Origin of the sequence: Cyanobium sp. Cruz CV13-4-11, from assembly GCF_024346055.1 — a bacterium.
Lineage (GTDB): Bacteria > Cyanobacteriota > Cyanobacteriia > PCC-6307 > Cyanobiaceae > Cyanobium.
The window spans coordinates 1-22251 of record NZ_JAGQCH010000034.1 but is presented as its reverse complement, the minus strand read 5'-3'; the positions used below and the strand labels follow the sequence as shown (position 1 = coordinate 22251).

Genomic DNA, 22251 nt, shown 5'->3' with positions numbered 1-22251 from the left:
GACCAATGGCTTCCGCTCCATCAGGGCTGGATTGATGGCCGTGGCCCACGACATCAACAGGATGCTCGGCTGGAGCGGGATCCAGGCGCTGGAGAGGGATTAACGAGACTTTCAGTCGGCCCTGGGGGGGGTGGAGTCGATCGCCGCCACCTTGACAACCAACAGATCTCAGGCGCCAACGCGAATAATTTGCGTTTCTCTCACTTACACTTGAGACATCAATTACTCCTGCGGAAGATCCATCTCCAACCTGGAAAGGTTAAGCATTCCGCCACCAAGAGAGCCTCCCCAAGAAACTCCTTAATCGTTGTCTGCGGATTGAAACCTTATCAAGGTAGGTTAGGTTTGCATCTGAAACACTATGCAACTGGGGCACAACATCTAAATTGTCAGGCAGGCCGGCACGCGAGATTGGAGTTGGGTCGACAGAGAGCTCACAATCAAAAGCTGCGATGGCTTCAGTAAGATGCCATTCACTGTCGACGTCATGGCGAGATGCTTTGAGCTCGGCCATAAAACGGCAGCCAAGCTTTTCCCAAACGTCCCAATCCCAGCGATCCTCATGCTTTAAGTGTCTAAATTGATGGGGATCAATCTGATCAATGCGACAACCGCTGAAGTGAAGCATCAGCGGAAAAAAGTGATCCCACCAAGGAGCGCCAAAGATCATCCCTGTTGACAGTCCCATGATGTCGTCGGGGTGAACCGCGAAGAAGTCGTATCCGTATTGCCAAGCCAACCCATCTTTGCTGGAGACTTCATCTATATCGATTCTTCGGCTGAAGAGGACCTGCCCTCGTCGTAACGAGGAAACACGGTCCGACAGATCCGTCCCTGCAGCTAAAAGTATATCGGAGTTTGTTATGGCAAAAGGCCTACCCTCTGACTCCTTGACTGCTGCAGCGAGCATATCTTGAAAGAAAACATGCGGACGACCTGTCACAGCGCGAGCGTCGCGCTGCAGCGAAATCTTACTGACTGAATGAGGATAGTCTTCAGATGATGAATTGATCGATACAGGACGAAAAGAGGCGGCTCTCCATGAGTCAATGCATGACTTCTGATACATCGAGCCTATATCTTCGCCGTTGCTGGCAAGTCGCGACATTCGAGGCGGAAGTGACGTAACGAGGAGTGGCTTACGCGCCATGTTCAAGTCAACCCTTAACATGAGCAAAGCCTAGCATTTGCGATCAAGCCTAGGAAAATCTAATCAAGAAAAGCCCCTAACGAACAAAGACTACACGCAAAGGTGCCAGTTTCATTATGACCAATGATACGGACATCAGCCGATATTGGCCTTAGCTTCTGTGCTGGGTCGCAATCCGCTCAGTAATTTCAAGTTTCTAGGAACGCAATTGTTGCTTTTGCGCTATGTGCTCCAGCGTGGCACACCGCTCCTCCCACAGGCTAAATAAGTTCAACGCTCTCGAAATGTCAAGCGAGATCCGCTTTTAGCCCGAACCAGTTTTCGCTGTCGCCTAGTAGACGAGTTTGCAGATCGTAGCAGTATCATGGAAGGATGCCAGCTCAGCCCAGTGTAATGACCAACAAAGCGGCTCAACACAACACAACTGTCGCTTTGGTGGAGTGGCATTGGATGGGCCACCATCCCAGTTATGCCGTGCATCTTGCCTTGGCCATATCCAATGCCGGCATGGATGTTGTTCCTTTCTGCGCCAATCCAGCTGATTTCCAAAGGCGGCTCAACAGCAGCACAGATCAAAGCCTGAAACACTCAGGCAAAATTCATCAGGCCATTCAAATCCAGCGGGCTGGCAGCCGAATCAAGTGGCCGCGGCGCTTGCTTCCGATTGGTCAGGCCATCAATCACTTCGGCATTCTTGGCAAGCAATTGCGACGCTGGAGCCAAAGCAATAGCAGAGCAATCGATCAAGTCTTCTTCTGCTGCATCTACGACATAGACTTTGAGTTCTTTCGTTATGCCGACCCATTCTTCCGCTTTCCCTGGGCGGGCCTCTACTTCAACTCTCGATTCTTTCGTTTACCTGGTACACGCATTCCCTACCAAGCCCGCATCTCCTGCCCAGAAAAGTTTTTCAGCCTGCCCTCCTGCACTGGAGTTGCCGTTGTGGATCCGCAAGCGGTGCAGGCAATGCAGGAGCGTATTGGAGCCAACAAACGGGTTATCCTGTTTCCTGATTTCACCGATGTCAGCCTGGACTGCGCAACGGCAAGCACACCCTCTTCTCTGGCCTCAAAGATCAGAAGCTTCGCCAACGGAAAACCGATCATCAGCCTGGTGGGTCACCTCCAACGAACGAAAGGCTTGCTCAGCTTCACCAGAGCTGCCTGTGATTCCAGCATGCAGGACATCACATTTTTCCTAGGCGGTGAAATCAACTGGCAGGAAATTAGCGAACCTGATAAGCAATGGCTTCTGCAAAAATGGGAGGAGAAGCCAAACATCTTTACCCATTTTCAGCGCCTTTCCAGTGAGGTGGTACTCAATCAAGTCATCGTTGAATCCGACATCATCTATACTGCCTATAGAGACTTTCCCAACAGCAGCAACATCCTTACCAAAGCTGCTCTGCTACAGCGCCCAGTGGTTGTGAGTGAAGGGCATCTGATGGCCGAACTAGTGCGTGACTATCAACTCGGCGAGGTCGTTCGGGATGATGATCTCGCGAACATTTGTCAAACTCTGCGCACCATGCTGCAGCCGGGCTATTTCAATCAACTCAGCCAAAGGGCCCGCTGGCAGGATTATACCGATCTTCAATCGGCTGACAGACTGCCACAGGCTTTTAAACAACTGCTGGCAGTTCGTTGAAGATCCGCTCAACGGCGGAACCAGGCAGCGCCCACCCGGCCAGCCCAACAGCGCGCCAGCCGGAAGGGGAGCATCAACAGCTTGACAAGAGCATTGGGTTGCAGCGTTGCATTGCTATCTGAATTTGAGCCAGGATTCCAAAGATAGGCAATCAGAATTAGGCGCAAATCCTCGGCAATGGAGCCCATCACTCTGAGGCTATGCAGGAATCTATCGGAGCGAGCCAGTAACACCATTTTGAACTCAAGGCCTGCGTACAACTTACGAAGTCGGATTTCCCACAAAGCCGCCACGGATTTGGTCTGAATTGAAGACTGAGTGATCCGGGAGGTGACGGAGTCGCGATGAACGTGATAAAAGGTGAGTTGCTCAGGAAGGTAAAGAAAACGACCCTTTCCCGCCAGCAAGGACCAACACAGCCAGTCCTCAACACCTTGCTTGCCCACAAAAGAAAAAGGCACTTGATTGAGCACGTCCGCTCGCACCAATGAAGACGAGAGGCAAATCCTGTTGCGGATAAGATAATCCTTCTGACGGCGGAACCAATAGGGACTCTCAGGGCTACCCGAAAGAGCCGCTTCATAGAAAGCAGCCTGATCAAGGTCGCCGATCACCTGCACCGCGGTATGACACATCACAATCTCGGGATCGCGCTCAAACGCCTCTAGCTGCCGTTCCAGCTTCTTGGGGGCATACAGATCATCGGCGTCCAGGAAAGCAATGTACTCACCAGAAGCATGGGCCACCCCAAGGGCACGGGCCATGCTGGCGCCGTGATTTTCGTGGCCCGGATGCGATAAAAGCATCAGGTGCGGATACTGGCCTTGCCGGAGTTCGTGCAACAACTCCCAGGTTCGATCGGAAGAGCCGTCATCAACGAGAATCACCTCTTTCGGTGGCAGCGTCTGAGCGGCAACCGATGCCAGGGTTTCAGCGATGGTGGCCTGGCAGTTAAAACAAGGAATGATGACGGATACCGCGCCGTGCTTCATACCGCAATCAATTGATTATTCAGTTTAACCACGCGATCGCTGAAAAGTCAAAACCATGCCCTTCGGCAAAACAGTAAAGAGTTCCCTAAATGATCGGCTCCAACACGCCACGAAGCGCGTATCAGACCTGAATCAAGCAGCAAACCAGAGATCCGTGGCTCTACGCGACAATGCCCCCATGACCAAGGCCTATCAACCCCTTCACCATAAATACCGCCCCCAGCGGCTCTCGGAGCTGGTGGGGCAGGAGGCCATCGCCGCCACCCTGGGCAACGCCCTGCGCACCGGGCGGATCGCACCGGCCTACCTGTTCAGCGGGCCCCGCGGCACCGGCAAGACCTCCAGCGCCCGCATCCTGGCCCGCTCGCTCAACTGCGTGGCCAGCGAGGGGCCCACGCCCGAGCCCTGTGGGATCTGTGAGCTCTGCACCTCGATCGCCGCCGGCAACGCCCTCGACGTGATCGAGATCGATGCCGCCTCCAACACCGGCGTCGACAACATCCGCGAGCTGATCGAGCGCTCCCGCTTCGCCCCGGTGCAGGCGCGCTGGAAGGTGTATGTGGTGGACGAGTGCCACATGCTCTCCACCGCGGCGTTCAACGCCCTGCTCAAGACCCTGGAGGAGCCGCCGCCGCGGGTGGTGTTCGTGCTGGCCACCACCGATCCCCAGCGGGTGCTGCCCACGATCCTCTCGCGCTGCCAGCGCTTCGATTTCCGTCGCATCCCCCTGGAGGCCCTGGAGGGGCATCTGAACTGGATCGCCGCCGAGGAATCCATCGGCATCACCCCCGAGGCCTTGCATCTGGTGGCCCAGCGCTCCCAGGGAGGCCTGCGGGACGCCGAAAGCCTGCTCGACCAGCTGAGCCTGCTGCCGGCGCCGATCGCGGCCGATGCGGTGTGGGATCTGCTGGGGGCGGTGCCGGATCAGGAGCTGCTGCGGCTGGCCGGGGCCATGGCCGCGGCCGATTCCCTACGGGTGGTGGAGGGCTGCCGCGAACTGCTGGATCGGGGGCGGGAACCGGCCGCCGTGCTCCAGGGGCTGGTCAGCCTGCTGCGGGATCTGCTGCTGGCGGGGGTGGCCCCCGACCGGCTGGAGCTCACCAGCGTGTCCCCGGAGCTGCGGCCCCAGCTGCCCGAGGTGGCGCGCCGGATCGGCAAGGCCCGCCTGCTCCAGTGGCAGTCCCAATTGAAGGGCAGCGAGCAGCAGCTGCGCCACAGCGTCCAGCCGCGGCTCTGGCTGGAGGTGCTGTTGCTGGGGTTGCTGGCCGAGCCGGCCCCCGTCTCCCCAGCGCCAGCAGCGCCAGTCCAGGCAAGGGGAGAGGCGCCGGCCGCGGACCGCAGGACCGAACCGCTGAGCCCGGTCCCGACGGCGGCGCCGGGGTCCCCAGCTCCCCCCCCGATGCCCGCCCCTGCGGAGGGAGTCACCCCACCCCTTCCGCCAACGGCAGCGACGGACGACCTGGCGGAGCTGTGGCAGCAGATCCTGGCCGGACTGGAGCTCCCCTCCACACGGATGCTGCTCTCCCAGCAGGCCCAGCTGCTGCGCCTCGACGAACGGCGGGCGGTGGTGCGGGTGGCCGGCACCTGGATGGCGATGGTGCAGAGCCGGCTGCCCCTGCTGGAGAAGGCTGTGGCAGGCGCCCTCGGCAGCCCCCGGCAGGTGACGCTGGAAGCCGGGGCCGGGGGCGACGCCCCCCCCGCGCCGACCACTCCACAGCCACCGCCGCCGCCCGCCATCCAACCGCAGGGGGCTCGGCCTCCGGCCGAAGGACAGGCAGCCCCCTCCGCCAGCGAAGCGCCTGGCCCGGCCGTGGTCCAACGCCAGCTGAACCCAACACCAGAGCCCGCCACTACCCCGCTCGCCCCAACCCAGCCCGGACGGCCCAGCCCCATCGATGAACAGGCCCGCCGCCTCGCCGACTTCTTCAACGGGGAAGTGGTCAGCGACGTGTCCCGGGATTCCGTCTGAGCGGATTCCCCTTGGGAGCTCCGGTCGGCCCCTCAGGCCTGACTGACTTCGGTCGCCAGATCACCGGTCTCCTCATCCACCTCCTCAGCCGTGGATCCCTCAGCCGAGGCTTGGCCGTGCTCCGGTCCCAGGTGAAGCGTCTTCACCCAGACGAGGCGCTTGGGCAGCAGGGCCATCTTCAGCGTCACCCAGGGAATCACCACGAACCAGTGGACCAGGTAGAGGATGCCCAGGCCCGCGCTGAAGGGGTTCATCGCCGGCAGCGGCGGCCCCTCCGACGGCCGCCGGCAGCCCGTGGCGATCGCCAGGCCCGAGAGGGCCAGGGCCACGATCGAGAACGGCCACATGGTGGGGGCCGTGCGGGTGAGCACGGTGGCGAGCAGATCGGCACTGGCCACCACCGGCAGCACGTACTGCAGCAGGAAGAAGCAGGTGAGATCGAGTTTCTGGCTGAATCCAAGCCGGTCGGACACCAGGCCGGGGCCGTAGTCGAAGAAGCGCTGCAGCCCGCCCTCGGCCCAGCGCTGACGCTGGCGCCACAGGGCCGGCAGCGTCAGCACCGCCTCCTCCTGCACCGGGGGATCCCAGAGCACACCGATCGGCAGGCCCTCCAGCAGGAAGCGGAAGCTGAGGTCGAGGTCGTCGGTCACGGTGTCCTCGTTGAAGCCCCCCACCTGCAGCAGCGCCTCCCGGGAGAGCAGCTGGCCATTGCCCCGCAGTTCGGCCACCCCGCCGTTGGCCAGGCGCCCCTCCTGGATCATGGCGTCGAAGGCCATCTCCATCGCCTGGGCACTGGTGAGCAGGTTGGTCTGGACATTGGCCACCGCCTTGCGCAGCTGCACCGCCGCCCAGCCGCCGGCCTCGGCCCAGGGCACAAGGCGCTCGAGCACATCGGACTGCAGATCGGCATCGGCGTCGAGCACCAGCATCCAGCGGCCGCCCAGCTGCTGCAGCACCAGATTCAGGGCCCCGGACTTGCCGCCCCCCGCCTCCCGGGGGCGGCGCAACACCCGCAGGAAGGGATGGCGCCCCTGGAGCTCGGCCAGCAGCTCGGGGGTGCGGTCGTCACTGCCGTCATCCACCACCCACAGGGTGAGCTGGCCCTCCGGCCAGCGCAGGGCAGCGATCCGCTCCACCAGGCGGACGATCACCGCCTGCTCGTCGCGGGCGGCCACCACCACGTCGACGGCTGACGGGGGTGCTGCGGCTGAAAGCACCGGCGGGGGCGTGTCGCTGCGACTGCGGCGGAAGGCCTGCAGCAGAACGGTGCGCAGGCTGTAGCCCCCCAGCAGGGTGGCCAGGGTGATCGCCGGCACGAGGCTGCGGCCGGGGGGCAGCCAGTGGGGGGCGATCCCTACCAGGCCACAGCAGGCGAGGAACAGGGCCGCCTTGGCACGGCGGCGATCGCTGTCACTGCCGCTGTCACTGCCGCCGGCAGCCATGGTGATCCTCATCCAGGCCGTGACTCTAAGGGGAATCGCCGCCAGCACCGAGGCGTTGCAATGTGGTGCCGGGGTAATAGTGCGCCAGGATCCGGCGGGTGCTCCAGCCGCGGCCGGCCAGATCGATCGCTCCGGCCTGGGAGAGACCGGCCCCGTGGCCGAAGCCTCCGCCGACCAGCTGCCAGACCCCCGCTCCCGCCGGCTGCAAGGTGAACAGGGTGCTGGGCAGGCCGCGCAGGGTGCGGCGAATGGCATCCAGCCGCAGCACGGTGCGGCCTTCGGTTCCCTGCACCTCGAGGGCCAGCACCCGGCCGCTGGGGCCGCGGGCCAGCACCTTCAGGGCCGTGGGCCGCCCCACCCCCCGCTCCGGCCCGAGGGCGGTGGCGATCTGGGCGGCCGTCAGCTGCCACTGCCAGCGGAAAACGGGATGGTCGGCCCCCCAGGCCGCACGCCCGTCCTGCAGCAGCGCCGGCAGGGCCGTGGCGGCCAGGGGCACGGGGAACCGCGCCTGGAAGGGGGCGGGCCCGTCGGGGAAGGGGGTCAGGTAAGGAACCGGCGCACCGTTCCAGGCCTCCGGATAGGCGGCGCTGACGCCACCGTTGCTGGCGTGATAGACGGCGTGGATGGGTCCATCGGCACCCATCAGCACGGCCAGCCGGGTGGCGGCGATCGCCTGGCGCACGGCGGCGCCGGCATGGCGCGGGTCGCTGTACACCTGGCACTGGGTGTCGGCGCAGAGGTGGTAGCCATCCACCACGAAGCGGTGCTGGTTGCGCACCGCCCAGGTGCGGGCCAGCACGGCCTGGGCCTCGAGCGCCGCCGCCGGCACCCCGGCACCGATCTCGTGGGGCACCACCCCCTCCAGGTAGCGCTCCAGGGGCACCTGCTCCACCAGGCTCCAGCCGCCGTGGGCATCGGCCAGCAGCTGGAAGGGGCCGGCGTAGGCCCCCTGTTTCCAGAGCAGGCCCCCGGGGGCCTCGATCCGGATCGGAGACGCCAGGGGCACCACCCCCTGGGCCCGGCGCAGCTCCAGCCCGACCCGCTCTGTGGCCGTCCGCTCGAAGCCCGTCAGTCGCACGCCATCGGGGAGGGGGGCGGGATCCGGTGCCCCGGCCGGGGCCCACACCTCCCAGTCCCGGGGCCTGGCGATCGCGGCCTCCACCCCCACGGCGCGCCAGAGCCCAGCCGCCTGCTCGGCGCTCTCGAAGCTGGCGAACGGCCCCAGCACGCGGCGCCGCAACGTCTTGGGCTGGGGCAGGACCTCGCGGCGCCAGTGCAGCACCAGCTCAGGGGACTGGAAGCGCTGCCCGCTGGCATCGACCAGGGTCAGCAAGCCGCTGCTGCTGCGCAGCCGCAGGGGCGGGGCCGCCTGGACATCCGCCGGCGCCGGACCCAGCCGTGCCGCCAGGGCCACCCACAGCACCGGGTTCGCCGCCGTCAACGGGGCGGGGCGAGCCACCGGCCAGTGCGTCAGGGCGGGGGGCGGCGGCGGGGCTGGCGGCCCCTGGTCGGCCCGGCAGCCGGCCGGGAACAGGAGTGCCGCCGCCAGCAGCAGCCTGGGCAGAACGGGGGGACGCAGCGACATCGGCACGGCAGGGGGTTGGAGGGGGGTACATCCGCGTCGTAGTGTGCTTGTTTGTGCCTGCGCCTACCGAGATGCCGAAGCTCAAGACCCGCAAAGCGGCCGCGAAGCGGTTCAAGGCCACCGGCACCGGCAAGTTCATGCGCCGACGTGCCTTCCTCAACCACCTGCTCGACCACAAGAGCCCCAAGCGCAAGCGCTACCTGGGGACGATGGCGGTGGTTGACGATCGCGACCACGACAACGTGGCCCGGATGCTGCCCTACGCCGGCTGAGTCCGGTTGAGCTCCTTCCGGAGTTTCCGCCTTCCTGTTTTCAACCCCGTTTTCCACCCCAAGATCACCTCCCATGGCCCGCGTCAAGAGGGGCAACGTCGCCCGCAAACGCCGCAACAAGATCCTTCGCCTCGCCCGCGGCTTCCAGGGGAGCAACGGCAGCCTGTTCCGCACCGCCAACCAGCGGGTCATGAAGGCCCTCTGCAACGCCTACCGCGACCGTCGCCGCCGCAAGCGTGATTTCCGCCGGCTGTGGATCGCCCGGATCAACGCCGCCGCCCGCATGAACGGGCTCAGCTACAGCAAGCTGATCGGTGGCCTCAAGCGGGCCGACGTGCGCCTGAACCGCAAGATGCTGGCCCAGCTGGCCGTCGCCGATCCCTCCAGCTTCACCGCCGTGGCCACCGCGGCAGGCCACTGACGCCGTCCTCCCAGTTCCGACCGTCCGGCCGGCCCCGATGAACGACCTGCTGCCCCAGGCCTACCTGCTGGGACTGATTGCCCTGCTGGGCGTGGCGGCCGTTGTGGTCGCCCGCCAGATCCTGCGGGTTCGCCAGGACGAATTCGCCATGGCCCGGCTGGGAGGCAACGACAAGGCCGGCGGCACCCCCCGGGATGTCACCACCCTGTACGAGCTGGCGTCGGTTCAGTTGCGCAAGCGCCTCTATGCCGAGGCACAGGTGAACCTCAAGCAGGCCCTGAAGCTGGCCGACGCCGAGAACGCCCCCGCCGAAGCGAGGGCCCTGATGGAGAACGCACTCGGCTTCACCCTGGCGGCCCAGAACAACTACGCCGCCGCCGTGCGGCACTACCGGGCCGCCCTGCGGGCCAAGGCTGACTACCCGGTGGCGATCAACAATCTGGCCTTCGCCCTGGAGAAACAGTCGAAGCCGGACGAAGCCAGGAGCCTCTACGAGCGGGTGCTGCAGCTGGAATCCACCAACAAGACGGCCCGCAAACGGCTCTCCATCCTTGAACGTCGCAGCGGCCAGGAGGCCGGCGGCAAGGCCTCCTGAGACCCTGATGCGGGGATCACCAGAGACCGCGCACCGGTGATTCACCGGCCGCCGGGCCGGCAGGCCGCGCTGCGGTCGATTCCGGTATCAACTGCAGGCGCCCCCCCGGGGTCGTGAGGCGCGGGGCGCGCCAGCCGCTCAGCGACAGACCCTGCACGCTCTGGAAGGCCCCACCGGGCTCCAGGGCGCCGCCAAGGGGATCCCCCAGCACCAGCAGATCCAGCTGGTCCGACTTGGCGTTGAGGTTGCCCTGCACCGCCGATTCGACGCCGCCAATGGCCATCGCACCGCGCAGGTCGACCATCTGGCCCATCGGTGTGGCCCCATCGATGCGCAGCTGGACAGGCACGACCGGACCGCCACTGAAGGACTGGTAGCGGCCGCTCCAGCGACGGGGCATCTGCTCGGCGATCAGGCGGGCCCGGGCGATCGGATCGAAGGTCTCCACTTCGCCACTGGTGCCCCCGTCCTGGCGGATGGACTGGATCTCGGGGGAGGTGAAGGGCACGAACCCATCGGCCGGCAAGGGGCTGGCTGCAAGCACGGGACTGGCGGCGAGCAGCAGGGGCAGGGCGGCCAGAGGCACCGGCATGACGTGGGTCTCGTTGGCAAGGGGCAGACTAATCGGGATGCGCCCGTCCGCCGCCGGCCTCCGACCTTGACCGCCATCGCCCCCTCCAGCTCCAGCTCCACCTCCCACGACGATCTGGTGATCGCCGGCCGCCGCTTCCGCAGCCGTCTGATGACCGGCACCGGCAAGTACCCAAGCCTGGAGGTCATGCAGGCCAGCCTGGAGGCCAGCGGCTGCGAGATCGTCACCGTGGCGGTGCGGCGGGTCCAGAGCGGCGCCCCGGGGCACGGCGGCCTGATGGAGGCGATCGACTGGAGCCGGATCTGGATGCTGCCCAACACGGCCGGCTGCGCCACCGCCGAGGAGGCGGTGCGGGTGGCCCGACTGGGCCGGGAGCTGGCGCGGCTGGCGGGCCAGGAGGACAACAACTTCGTGAAGCTGGAGGTGATCCCCGATTCCCGCCACCTGCTCCCCGACCCCTTCGGCACGCTCGAGGCCGCCGAACAGCTGGTGAAGGAGGGTTTCGCCGTGCTGCCTTACATCAACGCCGATCCCCTGCTGGCCAAGCGGCTGGAGGAGGCCGGCTGCGCCACGGTGATGCCGCTGGGATCGCCGATCGGCTCGGGCCAGGGCATCCGCAACGCCGCCAACATCGCCCTGATCATCGAAAGCGCCGGCATTCCGGTGGTGGTGGATGCGGGCCTCGGGGTGCCCAGCGAAGCCGCCCAGGCGATGGAGATGGGCGCTGATGCCCTGCTGGTCAACAGCGCCATCGCCCTGGCGGGAGATCCGGCGGCGATGGCCAGGGCCATGGCCCTGGCCACCGAAGCCGGCCGCACCGCCCTGCTGGCGGGCCGACTGCCGCAGCAGGCCGAGGCCAGGGCCAGTTCACCGCTGGAAGGGCGTGTGACGAACCATTGACGATCGGAGCGATCCAGGCAGCCCTCCATAGGGTTTGCCCCAAACCGAACCTCCAGCCATGCAGGTCACCGAAGAAGACGGCGGCAAGCTGAACGCCTTCGCCAAGGAGCCCCGCATGGTGCTGCAGGAGCAGGGAGAAACCAGCGGCACCAACCGGATGCTGCTGATCGGCGGCCTCGTGCTGGTGGCCGTGATGGTGGCCGTGGCGGCCGGCATCAGCTGAGAGCGGGGGGCCATCTGAAGCCTGTAGTAGCTTGCCCGTCTGAGCAACTGCTCGTTCAGGAGTCTGGGGTGAAGGTTCTCGTTCTCGGCGGCGACGGCTTCTGTGGTTGGCCCTGTGCCGTGAACCTGGCCGAAGCCGGACATGACGTCGTCATCGTCGACAACCTGAGTCGGCGCAAGATCGACATCGACCTGGGCGTCGAGTCGCTGACGCCGATCGCCACCATCCAGGACCGCCTGCGGGCCTGGGACCAGGTGGGAGGCCGCACGATGACCTTCGTGCACCTCGACATCGCCCGGGAGTACGACCGGCTGCTGGAGCTGCTGCGCAGCGAGCGCCCCTCGGCCATCGTCCACTTCGCCGAGCAGCGGGCCGCCCCCTACTCGATGAAGAGCAGCGCCACCAAGCGCTATACCGTCGACAACAACGTCAACGGCACCCACAACCTGCTGGCGGCCATCGTCGACAGCGGCCTCGACGTCCACATCGTGCACCTCGGCACCATGGGGGTCTACGGCTACGGGTCGCACCGCGGCGCCACGATCCCGGAGGGCTACCTCACGGTGGAGGTGCCCCAGCCCGACGGCACCTGCTTCACCGAGAAGATCCTGCACCCCACGGATCCTGGCAGCGTCTATCACATGACCAAGACGCTGGATCAGCTGCTGTTCTTCTACTACAACAAGAACGACGCGATCCGGGTCACCGACCTGCACCAGGGCATCGTCTGGGGCACCAACACCGACCTCACCCAGCGGGATCCGCGGCTCACCAACCGCTTCGACTACGACGGCGATTACGGCACGGTGCTGAACCGCTTCCTGATGCAGGCGGCGATCGGCTATCCCCTCACCGTGCACGGCACCGGCGGCCAGACGCGGGCCTTCATCCACATCCGCGATTCGGTGCGCTGCGTCCAGCTGGCCCTGGAGAACCCTCCCGAGGCCGGTGAGAAGGTGAAGATCTTCAACCAGATGACCGAGAGCCACCAGGTGGGTGAACTGGCCCGCAAGGTGGCGGCCCTCACCGACGCCGAGATCAACTACCTGCCCAACCCCCGCAAGGAGGCGATCGAGAACGATCTGATCGTCGACAACCGTTGCTTCATTGAGCTGGGCCTCAAGCCCACCACGCTCGATGACGGCCTCCTGGCCGAGGTGGTGGACGTGGCCCGCCGCTGGGCCGACCGCTGCGACCGCTCCAAGATCCCCTGCGTCTCGGCCTGGACCCAGCGCCAGGCCGAAGCGATCAAGGCCTTCGCCTGATCACCCGCCTGTGAAGATCGCCTTTTTCACCGAAACCTTCCTGCCGAAGGTCGACGGCATCGTCACGCGGCTCACCAAGACGGTGCAGCAACTGGTGGCGGCCGGCGATGAGGTGCTGATCTTCTGCCCTGAAGGGGCCCCCGAGGCGTACATGGGCGCCCGGGTGGTGGGGGTGCCGGCGATGCCGCTGCCCCTCTACCCCGAACTGAAGCTGGCCCTGCCCCGGCCGGCGGTCTCCGATGCCCTGGATCGCTTCGGGCCCGATCTGGTCCACGTGGTCAACCCCGCCGTGCTCGGCCTGGGGGGCATCTGGCTGGCGCGCAGCCGCGGCTTGCCGCTGGTCGCCAGTTACCACACCCACCTGCCCAAGTACCTGGAGCACTACGGCATGGGGATGCTGGAACCCCTGCTGTGGGAACTGCTCAAGGCCGCCCACAACCAGGCCCAGCTCAATCTCTGCACCTCCACCGCCATGGTGGAAGAGCTGGCCTCCAGGGGCATCCAGCACACGGCCCTGTGGCAGCGCGGCGTCGACACCGACCTGTTCCGCCCCGAACTGGCCTCCGCCGCCATGCGCCAGCGGCTGCACGGCGGCCACGACGACACCGGCCATCTGCTGCTGTACATCGGCCGGCTCTCGGCGGAGAAGCAGATCGACCGGATCCGGCCGGTGCTGGAAGCGATGCCCCAGACCCGCCTGGCCCTGGTGGGGGACGGTCCCCACCGCCAGCAACTGGAGCGCCATTTCGAGGGCACCGCCACCACCTTCGTGGGCTACCTGGCCGGTGAGGAGCTGGCCTCCGCCTATGCCAGCGGTGATGCGTTCCTGTTCCCATCCAGCACCGAAACCCTCGGCCTGGTGCTGCTGGAGGCCATGGCCGCCGGCTGTCCGGTGGTGGGGGCCAACCGGGGCGGCATCCCCGACATCGTCAATGACGGCGTCAACGGCTGCCTGTACGACCCCGACCAGCCCGCCAGCCTGTCCACCGCCGTCGAACGGCTGCTGGGCGACCCGGCCGCCCGCCGCCAGCTGCGTCTGGCCGCCCGCGAGGAGGCCGAACGCTGGGGCTGGCCCAGCGCCACCGCCCAGCTGCAGGGCTATTACCGCCAGGTGCTCATCCCGGCTTGAGCGCCGCCGGCGGTTTCACGCCGCGGAACCAGACCGTCATCAGGGCCTTCACCATCGGCGCCGCCACCGTGCCGCCGTAACCACCGGAGTTCTCGCCGAAGGCGACGATCACCAGGGTGGGTTTGGCGGTGGCGGGGGCATAGCCACCGAACCAGGCGTGGTCGGGACGGGGGGGGTCCTCGGCGGTGCCGGTCTTGCCGGCCACCGGCGGCAGGCTGGGATCGTTGAGGATCGTGGCGGTGCCGGAGGTGACCGCCTGGCGCAGGCCGGCATGCAGCACCCGCTGGGTGGCCGGCTTCAGCCCCAGCCACTTCCGCGGGTAGTCGCGCTCCACCAGGTGGGGCGTCACCAGCCAGCCGCCGTTGGCCACGGCCGCGTAGAGCCGGGCCATCTGGATCGGCGTGACGGTCACCGCGCCCTGGCCGATGGAGGAGGTGATCGTGTCGACCGGGGTCCAGGGTTCGCCGAGCACCTCCTTCTTCCAGGCCGGGTCCCCCAGCAGCCCTGGGGATTCCTCGGCCGCCAGCTCACTGCCGGTGCGGCTGCCATAGCCCATGCGGCGGGCGGCCTTGAACAGCTCGTCCGGACCGACCATCAGCCCCACCTTGTAGAAGAAGCTGTTGCTGCTCACCCCGAGGGCAAAAGGGAAGCCAATGCTGCCGAAGGAGCCGTGGTCGGCATAGCACTGGCCGTAGTAGCAGAAGGAGCCCACCGTCGGCACGGTGGAGTTCTCGTTCAGTTTTCCGGACTCGATGCCGGCGATCGTGGTGACGATCTTGAACGTGCTGGCCGGCGGGAAACCCTGCAAGGCCCGGTTCAGCATCGGTGCCTCCGGCCGGTTGAGGCTGTTCCACTGGGCGGTGGTGGGACCGTCGGAAAAGATGTTGGGATCGAAGTTGGGCCGGCTGGCCATCGCCCGCACCGCACCGGTCTGGGGGTCCATCGCCACGATCGCCCCCTTGCGCACCCCGTCGAGGGCCCTCTCCGCCGCCCGCTGCAGGTCGAGATCGAGGGTGAGGCGCAGATCCTTGCCGGCCTTGGCGGGCTTGTCCCCCAGCACGCGCTGCACCTGGCCCTCGGCATTCACCTCCAGCTGCTGGCCGCCCCACTCCCCACGCAAGTGGGTTTCGTAGACCTTCTCCAGGCCGCTGCGGCCAATGCGGTCGCTGATGCGATAACCGTGGTCCTTGAGGGCGGTGTACTCCTCTTCGGTGATGCTGCTGGTGTAGCCCATCACATGGGCCCCCAGGCTGCCGTCGGGGTAGGCCCGCAGCACGTCCTCGGACACCTCCGCCCCCTGCAGGGAGCCGGCCTGCTCCCGGAAGCGCAGCACCTGCACCGGCGTGAGCGAGAGGGCGAGGGGGATGCGGAAGCCCTCGGCATTGGCACCGCTCTTGCGCTGGGCCTCGAGCCGTTCGGCGGGGATCCCCAGCAGGGTGGCGAGCCGGCCGCGCAGCTCGGGCCAGCGGCGGTCGTCGACCTGGAGGGGCTGGAGGTAGAGGTTGTAGGTGAGGCGATTGGTGGCCAGCACCCGGCCCTTGCGATCCAGCAGGCGCCCCCGCACCGGGTTGCGCGGCAACAGCCGGATCCGGTTCTCGTCGGCCATCGCCCGGTTCTCGGCCCCATGCAGCAGTTGCAGCCAGGCCAGCCGGCCGAGGATGGACGCCAGGATCAGCAGCATGAAGGTGAGCAGAAGGGCGGCCTGGTGCCCCGTCCCGGTGTGGCGGGTGGTGGAGGGGCCGACCCCGCCGCCGACAGCACGCACCATCAGGCGATCCGGCTCTGGAGCAGGGCCAGCCGCTCCTCGATGCGCCCCAGGGCCGCCATCAGTTCGGCCGGGTCGGCCGGGTCGGCGGGGCTGGGCGGGGCTGGGGCGTCCTCGGCGTCGACGTCGCGCACCTCGACCTTCATCACCGGGTTGCCCAGACCGGGCTGGAAGCGGTCGAGGTTCTCCCGCACCTGGCTGGCCGCGGGTTCACCCTCCTGGCGCAACTGGCCGAGGGGATCGGCACTGGTGCCATCAAAAGCGGCCAGCACTTCAGCCGGCCCCCCCTTGCGGGCCCGCTCCACCACTGCGAGTCCCAACGGCAGCACGTCCTGCATCAGGGCCAGACGCAGGGAATCGAGAGGATCGGCAGCCATGACGTCGCCAACGGGACCTGGTCCCCCAGTCTGACGTGCCGAACGTCTCGCTTCAGGGTGCGGGACGCTGCACCCCTGGATCAACGATCACCTGGCTGCAGAAGCGGGTGCTGCCGAGCCACCAGCCGCCGGCGACGGCCAGCACCAGCAGGACGCTGAAGGGCAGCAGCGCCTGGCGGGTGCCCTCGAGGGAGAGCCACTCCATCCAGCCCCGCAGCAGGCGGTCACGGTCGAAGCGGCGCCGCTCCCGCAGGCTTTCCTTGCCGCGACGGTCGAGGGCCCGGGCCACCCAGCGCTCGAAGGCCTTCTTCTTGGTGACGGCCATCTTGCGCTCCACCTCCAGCAGATGGCCGGCGCTGAGGTCGGGGTTGAAGGTGCTGATCAGCTCCAGGCTCTTGAGGAACATCTCCACCGCCCCCTCCTTCACCGCCAGGTCGGCCGGATCCAGCCCCTCCCAGTCGAGTTCGGGATAGAAGCGCAGGCGGTTGCTGCGGATCTGCTCCTCCGGCAGCTGGCCCGGCTCCCGCAGCCAGCGGTCGGTGTTGGCATCGAAACGACGCCAGTAGAGGAAGGGATTGAGGAAGATGGTTTTGCCGGCGAGCAGGATGCTGTCCTGCTGCAGGCGGCGGTGCAGCTGGGGGTCGTGCTCAGCCCCGGCAGGGCTGCCAGCGACGACGGGGGAGACGGTAGGCACGGAGCAAAGGCCGGGCGCCGACGTTATCGAAGTTGGCCCCCGGGGGCCAGCCTGGGGACCCGCCTACTCCCACTCGATCGTGCCGGGGGGCTTGCTGGTGATGTCGAGCACCACCCGGTTGACCCCCCGCACCTCGTTGACGATGCGGTTGGAGATCAGCTCCAGCAGGTCGTAGGGCAGCCGCGACCAGTCGGCCGTCATGCCGTCCTCGGAGGAGACGCAGCGCAGCACGATCGGATAGGCGTAGGTACGCTTGTCGCCCATCACCCCAACGCTGCGCACCGGCAGCAGCACGGCGAAGGCCTGCCAGATCTCGTCGTAGAGGCCGGCGTCGCGCACCTCCTCGCGCACGATCAGGTCGGCGTCCCGGAGGATGTCGAGCTTGTCGTCGGTGACCTCCCCCAGGATGCGGATCGCCAGGCCGGGGCCGGGGAAGGGGTGGCGTCCGACGATCTCCTGGGGCAGGCCCAGGCTGCGTCCCACCTTGCGCACCTCATCCTTGAACAGGCGCCGCAACGGTTCCACCAGCTTGAACTGCAGGTCCTTGGGCAGGCCGCCCACGTTGTGGTGGCTCTTGATCTTCACCGCCACCCGCTCGCCGGTCTTGGGGTCCACGTTGGTGCCGGCGCTCTCGATCACGTCCGGATAGAGCGTGCCCTGGGCGAGGTAGTCGAAGGGGCCGAGGCGGCGGCTTTCCTCCTCGAACACCCGGATGAACTCGGTGCCGATGATCTTGCGCTTCTCCTCCGGGTCGGTGATGCCGGCGAGTTTGGTGATGAAGCGCTCACGGGCATTGATGTATTCCACGTTGATGTGGAACTGGCGATCGAAGAAATCCATCAGGAACTCCGGCTCGCCTTTGCGCATGAAGCCCTGGTCGATGAACATGCAGGTGAGGCGATCACCGATCGCCTGGTGCAGCAGGAAGGCCAGGGTGGAGGAATCGACCCCGCCCGAGAGGGCCAGCAGCACCTTCTTCTCGCCCACCTGGGCACGCACCTCGCCGATGGCCTCGTCGATGAAGGCGGCCGTGGTCCAGTCGGGGGTGCAGCCGCAGATGTGATAAACGAAATTGCGGATCATCACCATGCCGCCGGTGGAGTGCACCACCTCCGGGTGGAACTGCACCCCGTACAGGCGGCGGCCATGGTCGGCCACCGCAGCCTCGGGGGTGTTGTCGGTGTGGGCGAGGCGCACGAACCCGTCCGGCAGCGACTCCACCGAATCGCCGTGGCTCATCCACATCGTCGAGCCACTGTCGACGTTGGTGAGCAGATCGACCGGGTCGTCGACATGGAGCGGCGCCTTGCCGTATTCGGCCCGGCCGGCGGTCACCACCGATCCGCCCAGGTGCTGCACCATCAGCTGCATGCCGTAGCAGACCCCCAGCACCGGGATGCCCAGGTCCCAGAGGCCGGTGTCGCAGGAGGGGGCCCCCTCCTCGTAGACGGAGCTGGGACCACCGCTGAGGATGATCCCCTTCGGGGCCAGGGCCTTCAGTTCCGCCGCTGTGGTGGCGTATCCCATCACCAGGGAGAAGACCTCCGTCTCCCGCACCCGGCGGGCGATCAGCTCGGAGTACTGGGAGCCGAAATCCAGGATGACGATGGCCGGAGGTCGGCGGGAACCGCTGGCATGGTCCCGTTCCGAACCCGATGGGGCGGTCTGCGGCGTTTGGGACATCGGCTCGAAGGCGGCCAGGGCCAGGGCCCGGTATCGGTGCCTGCACCCTAGGTCGCGCGCCTGAAACGCTCCATCAGAGCGGCCCCCACCGGACCGCAGACCCTCACCTGGCGGCCGCGGTCGAACAGGGCCGCCCCCACCGCGATCGGCGGGGCGCCATGGCTGGCCAGGTAGCCCTGGCAGCGGCTTTCGATGGCGGCGGCGATGCGCGCCCGCAGGCGCCCGGCCAGCTCCGGATCGGCCTGCTCCAGAGCGGCCAGGGCGGCCTCCACCGTGGCGGCCCCATGCAGGGCTTCAAGGGTGGCTCCGTTGGCCCCCTCCAGGGCGGCCAGGGCGGTGAGCACCTCGGCGCGGCCATCGGCCAGATGGTGGTGGGTGTGGAAGATGCCGCCGGCCAGCTTGATCAGCTTGCCCTGGTAGCCGAAGAGCAGCAGCCGCTCCACACCGGCTTCGGCGGCCGCCACCAGAACCGGCCCGAGCCAGTTGCCCGCCTTCAGCAGCAGCGCCGGCGGCAGGCCCAGCTGGGGGGCCAGATCGAGGCCGTTCTCACCGATGACCAGCACCAGGTCGCCGTCGGCCCCGGGCGCGGCCATCCGTTCGGCCAGGGCAGCCAGGGTGCGGGCGAGCTGATCCGGGTCAGCGCCGGCCTGCACCTCGGCCTGGGTGCCGATCAGGGCCAGCCCCTGCACCACCCCGAAGGCCGCATTGCTGGTGCGCTCCGCCAGGCGGCGGCCGTCGGGGAGCACCAGGGTGAGCCCCAGGCAGCGGCCGGCCGGCACCAGGGGCCGCAGGTTGGCCTCCAGCAGCTGCTGGGCATAGGCGGAGAGGCAGGCCTCCCCTGTCGCCGCGTGGACCCCCACCCCCTCGCCGGGCTCAAGCCGCAGCCAGGGCCCATCGCCGGGGAGCCAGCGGGCCAGCACCCAGACCACCAGGCCGCGGGTGAGGTCGAGCCCCTCACCCGGATCGCAGCAGCTTTCCCCCAGGGCCAGACCCTCCCCCAACCGCGCGGCGGCCCGCACCGGCACCGACACCACCCCCGATGGCTGCAGGAGTTCCAGGGGCACGACGGCGCTGAAGGGCTCCCCTTGCAGGGCCCCGAGGGCGGCGCGGGCCGCGGCCGCCAGCCACACCGGCAGGGTGAAGCCCCGCGGGGACGCGGAGGGGGGGCGCAGGGAATCGATGGCCGGCGGGAACGCTGTTTTTTATGGTGGATGATCGCCTCGCCTTCGCCGGGCCCGCGCTCCTTCGTTCCCCAACGCTCATGCAGGACAAGCTCACTCTGATGATCCCCGGCCCCACCCCGGTGCCGGAGACCGTCCTGCAGGCCATGGCCCGCCATCCGATCGGCCACCGCAGTGGCGATTTCCAGAAGATCGTGCGCCGCACCACCGAGCAGTTGCAGTGGCTGCACCAAACCAAGGGCCACGTGCTGGTGCTCACCGGCAGCGGCACCGCGGCGATGGAGGCGGCGATCGTCAACACCCTCAGCCGCGGCGACAAGGTGCTCTGCGGCGACAACGGCAAGTTCGGCGAACGCTGGGTGAAGGTGGCGAAGGCCTACGGGCTGAACGTGGAGGTGATCAAGGCGGAATGGGGCCAGCCCCTCGATCCGGAGGCCTTCCGCGCCGCCCTCGAGGCCGACATCGCCAAGGAGATCCGGGGCGTGATCCTCACCCACTCGGAAACCTCCACCGGGGTGATCAACGACCTGCAGGCCATCGCCGGCCATGTGAAGGCCCACGGCACGGCGCTCACGATCGCCGACTGCGTCACCAGCCTCGGGGCCTGCGATGTGCCCATGGACGCCTGGGGCGTGGACGTGGTGGGCTCCGGCTCCCAGAAGGGCTACATGATGCCGCCTGGCCTGAGCTTCGTGGCCATGGGCGCGCGGGCCTGGAGGGCCTACGAGCGCTCCGACCTGCCCAAGTTCTATCTGGATCTGGGTAAGTACCGCAAAGCCGCCGACGACGACAGCAACCCCTTCACCCCGGCGATCAACCTCTACTTCGCCCTCGAGGCCGCCCTGGGGATGATGCAGAAGGAGGGCCTGGAGGCGATCTTCGCCCGCCACGCTCGCCATCGGCGGGCCACCCAGGCAGCGATGAAGGCGATCGGTCTGCCGCTCTACGCGGCCGAGGGCCATGGCAGCCCGGCGATCACCGCGGTGGCCCCGGAGGGCATCGATGCCGAGGTCCTGCGCAAGCACGTCAAGGAGCGTTTCGACATCCTGCTGGCCGGCGGCCAGGACCACCTCAAGGGCAAGGTGTTCCGCATCGGCCACCTGGGCTTCGTCTGCGACCGCGACGTGCTGACCGCCGTGGCGGCCATCGAGGCCACCCTGCAGGCCCTGGGCCTGGCCAAGGCCCCCACCGGAGCCGGCGTGGCTGCGGCGGCGGCGGCCCTGGCCGGCTGAAGGACCGACAGGCCGGGTGTGGCCGGGTGGCGAGGGGCGAATTAGGTTCATGGCGGACGCTTTTGACGCCATGACCCTTGTTGCCCTGCGACGCTTGCCGCTCGCCGTCACCCTCTGCCTGAGCCTCACAGCCGCCGGTTGCCAGCGCGGCGACCTCACCCAGAAGACCCAGAAGACCGAAGCCAGGATCTGCACCGAGCTGACCACGGCGAACCAGGCCCTGGAGCAGGTCGCCGCCCTGACACCGAGCTCCACCGTGGGTGAGGCGAAGGCGGCCCAGCAGAAACTGGAGCAGTCGATCGCGGCCCTGCAGACCTCGGAAAACCAGCTGCAGAAACTGCGGGTGGAGGCGTTCCGCAAGGTGCTTGAAGGCTTCCGTGGGGAGGTGGCCGCAGCCTCCGCCAACAAGACACAGACGCTTGAACAGGCCGCCAATGAGCTGAAGCCCAAGGCCCTGGCGGTCATCGCCGCCCGCAGGGCGCTCTCCGCGGCCGTGCAGTGCGAGGAGCCGGCGGCGGCGGCCCCCAGCAAGCCCTGACAAGCGAAGCGCTGGCTCCGGACGTCCGAGTGACAACCGGAGCCTTGCTAGTGTGATGGGATGCGGGTGTAATTCAGTGGTAGAATGTCAGCTTCCCAAGCTGAACGTCGCCGGTTCGAATCCGGTCACCCGCTTTCAATCCAGGGATGAATTTTGTTGGCCCTCAATCGGTCAGCTCGCTTGGCATGGGCTGGCAGCAAGCCAGAGCTTGACTGTGGATGAAAAAAGATGCCAGCGATTGGTTCAACCTTCTCACAGGGGGTCTCACTGCTGGGTCGTTGCATGGGCTGATATGACCCTCGTTGATTGGCCCGGGTTGTCGCCGTGGATCGATCGAACCTGAGACCTGACTGGCGACCTAATCCCCACTGTGTCGCCGCAGGAAAAGGTGGCGCTGTTCCGTCGTACCCATTCAGGGGTCGGTATGCACTGCCGCGCAAATGCACGCCTGAGCGCGCATCGCTGAGCGGGTAAAGAAGCCGTGCTGCTGTTGCTGCTGAACTCAGGGATCCGGCAGCAATGAGGGCATCACTCCGCCCCGGTGATGGGCGATCCAGACCTGCTCCAGGAACAGCCAGGTATCCCGTCCCTGTTGCCGC

Annotated in this window: 21 protein-coding genes and 1 tRNA gene; 12 read left to right on the top strand and 10 right to left on the bottom strand. The window is 66.9% G+C overall.

The window, feature by feature from the left end:
* Positions 1-259: 259 nt before the first annotated feature.
* A complete protein-coding gene (locus KBZ12_RS17175; protein ID WP_254959266.1) occupies positions 260-1108 on the bottom strand; it encodes a hypothetical protein in 849 nt (282 codons plus the stop codon).
* A 435-nt stretch (positions 1109-1543) separates the two neighbouring features.
* On the opposite strand from KBZ12_RS17175, the gene KBZ12_RS17170 reads away from it, so the two are divergent.
* Entirely contained in the window at positions 1544-2797 is a 1254-nt protein-coding gene (locus KBZ12_RS17170; RefSeq protein WP_254959265.1) for a hypothetical protein, read from the top strand.
* A gap of 8 nt (positions 2798-2805) precedes the next feature.
* Here the strand turns inward: KBZ12_RS17170 and KBZ12_RS17165 are convergent, their stop codons facing one another.
* Entirely contained in the window at positions 2806-3789 is a 984-nt protein-coding gene (locus KBZ12_RS17165; protein ID WP_254959264.1) for a glycosyltransferase family 2 protein, read from the bottom strand.
* A gap of 178 nt (positions 3790-3967) precedes the next feature.
* Here KBZ12_RS17165 and KBZ12_RS17160 point away from each other — a divergent pair, with 178 nt between their 5' ends.
* The gene (locus KBZ12_RS17160) at positions 3968-5758 is read left to right on the top strand and encodes a DNA polymerase III subunit gamma/tau (RefSeq protein WP_254959263.1); all 1791 of its coding nucleotides are present in this window, start codon (positions 3968-3970) and stop codon (positions 5756-5758) included.
* A 32-nt stretch (positions 5759-5790) separates the two neighbouring features.
* Here KBZ12_RS17160 and KBZ12_RS17155 read toward each other — a convergent pair whose 3' ends face one another.
* The gene (locus KBZ12_RS17155; RefSeq protein ID WP_254959262.1) at positions 5791-7200 is read right to left on the bottom strand and encodes a glycosyltransferase family 2 protein; all 1410 of its coding nucleotides are present in this window, start codon (positions 7198-7200) and stop codon (positions 5791-5793) included.
* Between the two features lie 25 nt (positions 7201-7225).
* Positions 7226-8785, bottom strand: coding sequence for a SpoIID/LytB domain-containing protein (locus KBZ12_RS18460; RefSeq protein ID WP_261360137.1), 1560 nt, complete (start codon positions 8783-8785; stop codon positions 7226-7228).
* 71 nt (positions 8786-8856) lie between these two features.
* Here KBZ12_RS18460 and rpmI point away from each other — a divergent pair, with 71 nt between their 5' ends.
* The 3 genes from rpmI to KBZ12_RS17130 all read left to right on the top strand — a co-directional run bounded on the left by rpmI (position 8857) and on the right by KBZ12_RS17130 (position 10073).
* Positions 8857-9057, top strand: coding sequence for a 50S ribosomal protein L35 (gene rpmI, locus KBZ12_RS17140; protein WP_015109851.1), 201 nt, complete (start codon positions 8857-8859; stop codon positions 9055-9057).
* Between the two features lie 73 nt (positions 9058-9130).
* Positions 9131-9478, top strand: a complete 348-nt coding sequence (rplT, locus tag KBZ12_RS17135; protein ID WP_254959258.1) for a 50S ribosomal protein L20 — start codon at positions 9131-9133, stop codon at positions 9476-9478.
* A gap of 37 nt (positions 9479-9515) precedes the next feature.
* Positions 9516-10073, top strand: coding sequence for a tetratricopeptide repeat protein (locus KBZ12_RS17130; protein ID WP_254959257.1), 558 nt, complete (start codon positions 9516-9518; stop codon positions 10071-10073).
* A gap of 16 nt (positions 10074-10089) precedes the next feature.
* Here the strand turns inward: KBZ12_RS17130 and KBZ12_RS17125 are convergent, their stop codons facing one another.
* Complete coding sequence (locus tag KBZ12_RS17125; RefSeq protein WP_254959255.1) at positions 10090-10665, bottom strand: hypothetical protein; 576 nt, start codon at positions 10663-10665, stop codon at positions 10090-10092.
* A gap of 66 nt (positions 10666-10731) precedes the next feature.
* Between KBZ12_RS17125 and KBZ12_RS17120 the strand changes: the two genes are divergently transcribed.
* From KBZ12_RS17120 to KBZ12_RS17105, 4 genes are all read left to right on the top strand, one after another.
* The gene (locus KBZ12_RS17120) at positions 10732-11565 is read left to right on the top strand and encodes a thiazole synthase (RefSeq protein ID WP_315859332.1); all 834 of its coding nucleotides are present in this window, start codon (positions 10732-10734) and stop codon (positions 11563-11565) included.
* A 58-nt stretch (positions 11566-11623) separates the two neighbouring features.
* Positions 11624-11788: a photosystem II assembly protein Psb34 gene (gene psb34 / locus KBZ12_RS17115; RefSeq protein WP_254959254.1), complete on the top strand. Its 165-nt coding sequence runs from the start codon at positions 11624-11626 to the stop codon at positions 11786-11788.
* Positions 11789-11856: 68 nt separating this feature from the next.
* Positions 11857-13053, top strand: a complete 1197-nt coding sequence (locus tag KBZ12_RS17110) for an NAD-dependent epimerase/dehydratase family protein (RefSeq protein WP_254959253.1) — start codon at positions 11857-11859, stop codon at positions 13051-13053.
* Between the two features lie 10 nt (positions 13054-13063).
* Positions 13064-14182 carry a glycosyltransferase family 1 protein gene (locus tag KBZ12_RS17105; protein ID WP_254959252.1) on the top strand — a complete coding sequence of 373 codons (1119 nt, stop codon included), beginning with the start codon at positions 13064-13066 and terminating at the stop codon, positions 14180-14182.
* Here KBZ12_RS17105 and mrdA read toward each other — a convergent pair.
* The 5 genes from mrdA to cbiD all read right to left on the bottom strand — a co-directional run bounded on the left by mrdA (position 14169) and on the right by cbiD (position 19873).
* Positions 14169-15950 (bottom strand): penicillin-binding protein 2, encoded by a 1782-nt coding sequence (mrdA, locus tag KBZ12_RS17100; protein ID WP_254959251.1) that lies wholly within the window; start codon positions 15948-15950, stop codon positions 14169-14171. The two genes, KBZ12_RS17105 and mrdA, sit on opposite strands and share 14 nt — an antisense overlap.
* On the bottom strand, positions 15950-16324 hold the full coding sequence (locus KBZ12_RS17095; RefSeq protein WP_254959250.1) for a hypothetical protein: 375 nt from the start codon (positions 16322-16324) through the stop codon (positions 15950-15952). The genes mrdA and KBZ12_RS17095 overlap by 1 nt, the downstream gene beginning before the upstream one ends.
* A gap of 52 nt (positions 16325-16376) precedes the next feature.
* The gene (locus tag KBZ12_RS17090) at positions 16377-17018 is read right to left on the bottom strand and encodes a hypothetical protein (protein WP_254959249.1); all 642 of its coding nucleotides are present in this window, start codon (positions 17016-17018) and stop codon (positions 16377-16379) included.
* 63 nt (positions 17019-17081) lie between these two features.
* Complete coding sequence (gene guaA, locus KBZ12_RS17085) at positions 17082-18701, bottom strand: glutamine-hydrolyzing GMP synthase (RefSeq protein ID WP_254959248.1); 1620 nt, start codon at positions 18699-18701, stop codon at positions 17082-17084.
* A 47-nt stretch (positions 18702-18748) separates the two neighbouring features.
* Positions 18749-19873 (bottom strand): cobalt-precorrin-5B (C(1))-methyltransferase CbiD, encoded by a 1125-nt coding sequence (cbiD, locus tag KBZ12_RS17080; RefSeq protein WP_261360138.1) that lies wholly within the window; start codon positions 19871-19873, stop codon positions 18749-18751.
* 89 nt (positions 19874-19962) lie between these two features.
* On the opposite strand from cbiD, the gene KBZ12_RS17075 reads away from it, so the two are divergent.
* From KBZ12_RS17075 to KBZ12_RS17065, 3 genes are all read left to right on the top strand, one after another.
* On the top strand, positions 19963-21114 hold the full coding sequence (locus KBZ12_RS17075) for an alanine--glyoxylate aminotransferase family protein (protein ID WP_254959246.1): 1152 nt from the start codon (positions 19963-19965) through the stop codon (positions 21112-21114).
* 70 nt (positions 21115-21184) lie between these two features.
* Positions 21185-21652, top strand: coding sequence for a hypothetical protein (locus KBZ12_RS17070; RefSeq protein WP_254959245.1), 468 nt, complete (start codon positions 21185-21187; stop codon positions 21650-21652).
* 62 nt (positions 21653-21714) lie between these two features.
* Positions 21715-21786 (top strand) — tRNA-Gly (locus KBZ12_RS17065).
* The last annotated feature ends 465 nt before the right edge of the window (positions 21787-22251 follow it).

What these genes read in the sequence shown, in the direction of transcription:
- rplT (WP_254959258.1), top strand. Translation starts at nt 9,131, where the DNA reads ATGGCCCGCGTCAAGAGGGGCAACGTCGCCCGCAAACGCCGCAACAAG.
- guaA (WP_254959248.1), bottom strand. Translation starts at nt 18,701, where the DNA reads ATGTCCCAAACGCCGCAGACCGCCCCATCGGGTTCGGAACGGGACCAT.
- KBZ12_RS17095 (WP_254959250.1), bottom strand. Translation starts at nt 16,324, where the DNA reads ATGGCTGCCGATCCTCTCGATTCCCTGCGTCTGGCCCTGATGCAGGAC.
- KBZ12_RS17155 (WP_254959262.1), bottom strand. Translation starts at nt 7,200, where the DNA reads ATGGCTGCCGGCGGCAGTGACAGCGGCAGTGACAGCGATCGCCGCCGT.
- KBZ12_RS17160 (WP_254959263.1), top strand. Translation starts at nt 3,968, where the DNA reads ATGACCAAGGCCTATCAACCCCTTCACCATAAATACCGCCCCCAGCGG.
- psb34 (WP_254959254.1), top strand. Translation starts at nt 11,624, where the DNA reads ATGCAGGTCACCGAAGAAGACGGCGGCAAGCTGAACGCCTTCGCCAAG.
- KBZ12_RS17070 (WP_254959245.1), top strand. Translation starts at nt 21,185, where the DNA reads ATGACCCTTGTTGCCCTGCGACGCTTGCCGCTCGCCGTCACCCTCTGC.
- rpmI (WP_015109851.1), top strand. Translation starts at nt 8,857, where the DNA reads ATGCCGAAGCTCAAGACCCGCAAAGCGGCCGCGAAGCGGTTCAAGGCC.
- KBZ12_RS17175 (WP_254959266.1), bottom strand. Translation starts at nt 1,108, where the DNA reads ATGTCGCGACTTGCCAGCAACGGCGAAGATATAGGCTCGATGTATCAG.
- KBZ12_RS17170 (WP_254959265.1), top strand. Translation starts at nt 1,544, where the DNA reads ATGACCAACAAAGCGGCTCAACACAACACAACTGTCGCTTTGGTGGAG.
- KBZ12_RS17125 (WP_254959255.1), bottom strand. Translation starts at nt 10,665, where the DNA reads ATGCCGGTGCCTCTGGCCGCCCTGCCCCTGCTGCTCGCCGCCAGTCCC.
- KBZ12_RS17130 (WP_254959257.1), top strand. Translation starts at nt 9,516, where the DNA reads ATGAACGACCTGCTGCCCCAGGCCTACCTGCTGGGACTGATTGCCCTG.
- KBZ12_RS18460 (WP_261360137.1), bottom strand. Translation starts at nt 8,785, where the DNA reads ATGTCGCTGCGTCCCCCCGTTCTGCCCAGGCTGCTGCTGGCGGCGGCA.
- KBZ12_RS17075 (WP_254959246.1), top strand. Translation starts at nt 19,963, where the DNA reads ATGCAGGACAAGCTCACTCTGATGATCCCCGGCCCCACCCCGGTGCCG.
- mrdA (WP_254959251.1), bottom strand. Translation starts at nt 15,950, where the DNA reads ATGGTGCGTGCTGTCGGCGGCGGGGTCGGCCCCTCCACCACCCGCCAC.
- KBZ12_RS17165 (WP_254959264.1), bottom strand. Translation starts at nt 3,789, where the DNA reads ATGAAGCACGGCGCGGTATCCGTCATCATTCCTTGTTTTAACTGCCAG.